Raw genomic sequence first — 5,102 nt, 5'->3', positions numbered from 1 at the left:
GCAGATTGCCTCAAACCTGCTCCATTCCGAGGGCTTCAGTGTCACCATTGCCAATAATGGCGCTGAAGCAGTGAAAATTCTGGAATCTGAAAAAGTCCAACCATTCGATATCATCCTGATGGACATCCAGATGCCGGAAATGGACGGCTATACGGCCACCGCAAAAATCAGAAAAATGCCCACCCCTCTCAATAAGATTCCCATTATCGCCCTTACGGCCCATGCCATGGACCAGGAACGCGAGCAATGCCTCGAGGCATCCATGGACGGCTATGTCACCAAACCCATTGATCCCCGCCTGCTCTTTTCGACCATCGCAGAATTCCTGCCCGACAACACTCTCCGGATATCGCCTCCTGCCGAAGAAAAACAGTTTCCCGGCAATACCGGGATCAACCTGAAGGCTGGAATTGACAGGGTCATGGGAAACATTACCCTCTTCCGGGAACTGATCTCCATGTTTCTGGATCTTCACAGTGACACGCCCGCAAGGATAAAGAATGCGTTTTCCACAAAGGATCTCCTGGAAGCAGGCCGCCTCATTCATACCTACAAGGGAACCTGTGGGAATATAGGCCTTGAAAAAATTTCCGCCCGGTGCGGACAACTTGAAATTCTCCTGAGAAACAACAGATCTGATGAAATGGAAAAGCTCCTCAACCGGATGGAAGAGGAGACGAAAACGGCCTGCGCTTTCCTTGACAACTGGCTGAAAACAACCATGGAACAGGCAACAACAGTACCGGAAAAAATTGATATTTCGGAAGAAAAAACAATACGTCCCCTCTGCGAGTCGCTGTCCCGTGCCCTGACCCTGAACAGTTCCAAAGCCATAACAATTTTAGAAAAACTGCTGCCGCAGTTAGATATGGAGGACAGAAATCTCTTTTTTGAAATCAAAAAACACGTGAACAGTCTGGACTACAAAAATGCCCTTGTTCTCCTGAATCACAGGGGAAATCACCCGGAAAATGAACAAAACGCAAATAAAGAAAAGAATAATGCTGAAAAAAGAAACCGGAAAAATTCTGATCATTGATGACAGCACAGAGCATATCAGGATCCTGATCAATCTGCTGGAAAACGATTATGACGTCTATTTCGCGAAAAATGGCCGGGAAGGCCTTGACATCCTGCAGTCAGTTGCGCCCGATTTGATTCTTCTTGATATCGTTATGCCCGGCATGGACGGTTTTGAAGTCTGCCGCACAGTCAAAGCCAGTAAAGAGTTCAGTGAGATTCCAATCATCTTTATTTCTGTCCATGGAAAAGCGAATGATGAGACAAAAGGCCTGGAACTGGGGGCCATTGATTACATCACTAAACCCTTCAACCCGGCTATTGTAAAGGCAAGAATCAGAAATCATCTCAGGCTGCGAAGTGCCATGAAGGAGCTGGAACGTCTCTACAGCCTTGCTCTGGATGCCAACCCCATGACCGGTCTGCCCGGCAACAATTCCATCACCGAGCGTGTAGAGCAGAGTCTGCAGACAAATGAGGAGTGCAGTGTAATTTATACAGATCTGGACAATTTCAAGGCCTTTAATGATAAATACGGTTTTGCCCACGGGGACGAGGTCATTCTCTTTACAGCAGATATTCTGCACAAGGCCCTTGCGTTGCAGAAGGAGCCGACCGGATTTATCGGCCATGTGGGCGGGGATGATTTTGTGATGATAATCCCCACGGAATACACGAACAAAACCACCAAATTGATTGTCGACAATTTTGAAGAAGGCATCATCAGGTTTTACTCCGATGAAGACAGAAAACAACAGGCCATCCTTTCCGTCAACAGGCGGGGTGAACCAAGAACCTATCCGATCATGACAATCAGTATCGCCGTTGTAGATCTTTCAAGCAGGCGCTTTTCAAGCTATATCGAAGTAAACGATGCCTGTGTGGAGATGAAAAAACGGGCCAAAACTTTTACAGGCAGTGCAATCTGCTTTGATCAGCGCCGGGAGGAAAATAAATAGTGCCCGCCCGGTAATAGGGATTTTCGTTACAGTTGCAGAAAGGCTTCTTGTCTCAGGGGAGATATTCTTATCTTCCCGCTGCCTTTTCTGAACTTCCTTTTCTCTTTTTCCCTTTTTATAATCTCAGGCTGCAGGCCAAACCTCCGGGCAACAATCTCAGGAGCAATAAGAGCCTTGCCGACAAGATCCTTCACATCATCATCCACCGGAGAAGGAAGCTGTTCATCCACCAGCTTTTTTACATCGACCTTTTCCCCTGCTTCCACGAGAGCCTCGCCCTCTCTGTCACCGCCCCGGACAAGCAGTACTTCTGAAAAACTGCCGGTAATGCGGAGGAATCTGCCGTCTTTTTCATTGGTCTTCACACCCTTTCCACCCTCCAGCAAATCACTCCTGACTAACTGAAGGTCCAGAGTTCTGCCCGCAAAATCAATATCACCGGCGACCATAACCTCCCCGGAAGGTGTCTGCAGGCTTGTACTGGTGTTCTCCAGAATCCCCCCATGGAAAACAAACTCTGCAGAAAGCCCGGTAAATGTGGTTTTCAGACGGCCTGAATCTTCCGGTCCATCCTCCACGGTGACAGTCTGCCTTTCCGTTCCATCTTTTCCAAAAACCGTTTGAAAATCATATCCGGATAAAATCCCCTTTTCGATCATCAGGGCCCCTCTCCCTTCAAGATTCGTCAACATTTCTGAAAAACCGGTGCCGGACGAGGAGAGATTCAAAGCCATGTTACCCCGTCCCGAAACAGGTTCACGGCCAAAGAGATCATGAAGCAGGCGCGTGACATCAACCCCTTCCGACAGCAGGTTCAATGATGTTTCCACCACTTCTCCCTGGAAATTGACTGCAATTCCGCAGTGAACATTACCGGAATAGAGGGAAAATGACAGAGGATCCGCCTGCAGCAGATTTTCATCCACCACAAGATGGATCATGGCCGGTGAAAGGTCATGTTCCCTGATAATCAGCTTCTCCGCTTTTACAATGCCATCAACTTTAAAACCCTGTGGTCCTGCGGGGGCCAGTTTCTCCCCATTGGTACCCGAATCTGTCTGGACATGATCTGCTTTTTTTCCGCCAGACATATATCGATCCAGATTAATCTGATCAATATCTGCAAGAAATTGTATTTCAGGGGTGAACAGATTTTTCACTGACCCCGAAAATGTCAGACGGGATTCATCAAACGAAACGACACCGTTTTCAAAAGACATCTGTTGTGCTGATCCGTTGATTGCAGTCCGCAGGGACAGTGAATTAAGCATCGAAGAATCTGCAAATTGCAGCAAGCGCCTGAAATGGAATTTTTCAATTATTTCCCGGGGAGACGCAGAAGGAATATCAACTACAAAATTCCACGAGGGCCTCCTGTCTTCAACCATCAACCTCCCTTTTATTCCCGCGTTGAACAGTTCCGCCATTTTCAGATGAAGATCAACCGGCAGACGGTTCTTCCGGACAAGGGAGCTCAAAGGCCCGATAGTTCCATCAAGCCTTACGGGAGTGTTCCCGAAAGCGGCTACACATTCAAGCGACGCGGGTTTGTCCGGAGTTACATCTTTGAGCAGAACCATCAGATCACTGATTTGAAATTCTCTATTATTCACGCGATCCTTCCAGGTTACGGTTCCATCAGTAACGCCCAGCAGATCACCGGTCCCCTGCGCAAACAGAAATGACAGGCCTCGCCATCCATCAATTCGCTGTTGTTCTGTCCGCTCCCCACCAAATATCCAGTTTTCCCGCCCGTCTCCATTTCTTTCCAGATTTACCTTGAGCCCTCCCACGACAAAACGACTGATCCGGAGCTGTTTTCTGAACAGGGGCAGCAATTTTATTTTTGCTTCCAGCGAATCAATTATCATAAAAGTATCACTGGAAAAGCCTTCAGGATTACCAATAGAAAGATGGGAACAGGAAACACTCACGGAAGGGAAAAGAGACAGACTCAGATCCGGTCCCAGCGTGCAGGCACGACCAATTCTCACGGATATCTGTTTTTCAATCTCTGGAATATACTGCCGGACATTAATGAGAACCGGAAGGAGAATGACGGTAACAGTAAAGAGAAAAATTACAGTTACAGCAGGAACAACACCATATTTAAAAAATTTCTTCATTTTACAGATTCCATGGACGAAGCGTTAAGATCAAATTCTCATTACTGACAAAACTCGGCCTGGCACTTGTGAGTCCGGGATGCACCTGAGTTTCATGAGTAATCAGGATTCAAATTGCTGCAGAGCACCGTGGAAAATTAGAATTTTCGTTCGAGGTCAAGGAACAGGAAAATATAAAAAACGCAGCGTATTAGCCATATGTGAGCATTTTTCATTTTCCAGGGTCGCAGGAATCGGGTGAAAAAGCAATTTTGCAAAGTGGCCTGTAAGACAATCCTGTTTCCTAGTAGCTACCACAAAACCATGAAATAAGTCTAGAAATAATGTCAAGCACCGCATTATCTTCTCCCTGAGATCTTTAAATTGTCATTAATTTATCCGGTAAACATCGCCACACTTATTGTAAGTTGAATTACAATTACGAATCCCAAAACTCAATGTGGTCAGATGGGATTTCAATAATTTCTTTTTTCCGGAATGAAACCATATAACACTTTAGAATAACGTAAGATAAATAAAAACGAAAAACAAAATGGAAATGGCACAAGGATTGCTACAAGAAGAGAAAAAGAAACGTGCCCCCCAAATCGGACGGAATTTACGCAGGTTGTATTTTCTGTCCGATTTTTTTTGCCATGAAGAATTGACAACTTCGAAGGTAATTGGTCACAGGGGTAGCAACTCTGTGATTATATCACTTCTGAACTGTAATTGCTCACAGGTGCCGCAGATTTTTGCAGGCTCTTTTGTTCGCTTTTACCTACCTATGCGGGCAAAAGAGACCGTGAAAAGCCGGGGTACCTGTGAGTAATTACCTTCGAAGGGCTCTGAAAAAAAAGAGATGACCTTCAACGAATGCGGAACCTCACGTAATTACTCACGGATTCAGATGACCGACAAGGGCTCTGCGATACTCATAGAAGGCTTCCCTGGAAGCGATATAAGGGTCAAAGGAGAAACGCCGCAAATCTTCGTAAAGATTGGGATGAAGAGATAA

The 5,102-nt window shown here is 46.1% G+C and carries 3 protein-coding genes; 2 read left to right on the top strand and 1 reads right to left on the bottom strand.

Features of this window, described 5'->3' with window-relative positions:
- Both ACXLDX_RS04210 and ACXLDX_RS04205 read left to right on the top strand, forming a co-directional pair.
- The coding region (locus ACXLDX_RS04210) for a response regulator (protein ID WP_457575942.1) at window positions 1–1,039 on the top strand (1,039 nt) is incomplete at its 5' end.
- Entirely contained in the window at window positions 1,002–1,979 is a 978-nt protein-coding gene (locus tag ACXLDX_RS04205) for a GGDEF domain-containing response regulator (RefSeq protein ID WP_457575941.1), read from the top strand. The genes ACXLDX_RS04210 and ACXLDX_RS04205, both read left to right, overlap by 38 nt.
- 26 nt (window positions 1,980–2,005) lie before the next feature.
- Here ACXLDX_RS04205 and ACXLDX_RS04200 read toward each other — a convergent pair whose 3' ends face one another.
- Complete coding sequence (locus tag ACXLDX_RS04200; RefSeq protein ID WP_457575940.1) at window positions 2,006–4,105, bottom strand: AsmA family protein; 2,100 nt, start codon at window positions 4,103–4,105, stop codon at window positions 2,006–2,008.
- Window positions 4,106–5,102: the final 997 nt, after the last annotated feature.

The sequence above is a fragment of the Desulfomarina sp. genome (assembly GCF_054039375.1).
This window is presented reverse-complemented; position numbering and strand designations above follow the sequence as displayed.

Excerpts from the sequence above, each read along its gene's own strand:
- ACXLDX_RS04205 (WP_457575941.1), top strand. The coding sequence starts at position 1,002 with ATGCTGAAAAAAGAAACCGGAAAAATTCTGATCATTGATGACAGCACA.
- ACXLDX_RS04200 (WP_457575940.1), bottom strand. The coding sequence starts at position 4,105 with ATGAAGAAATTTTTTAAATATGGTGTTGTTCCTGCTGTAACTGTAATT.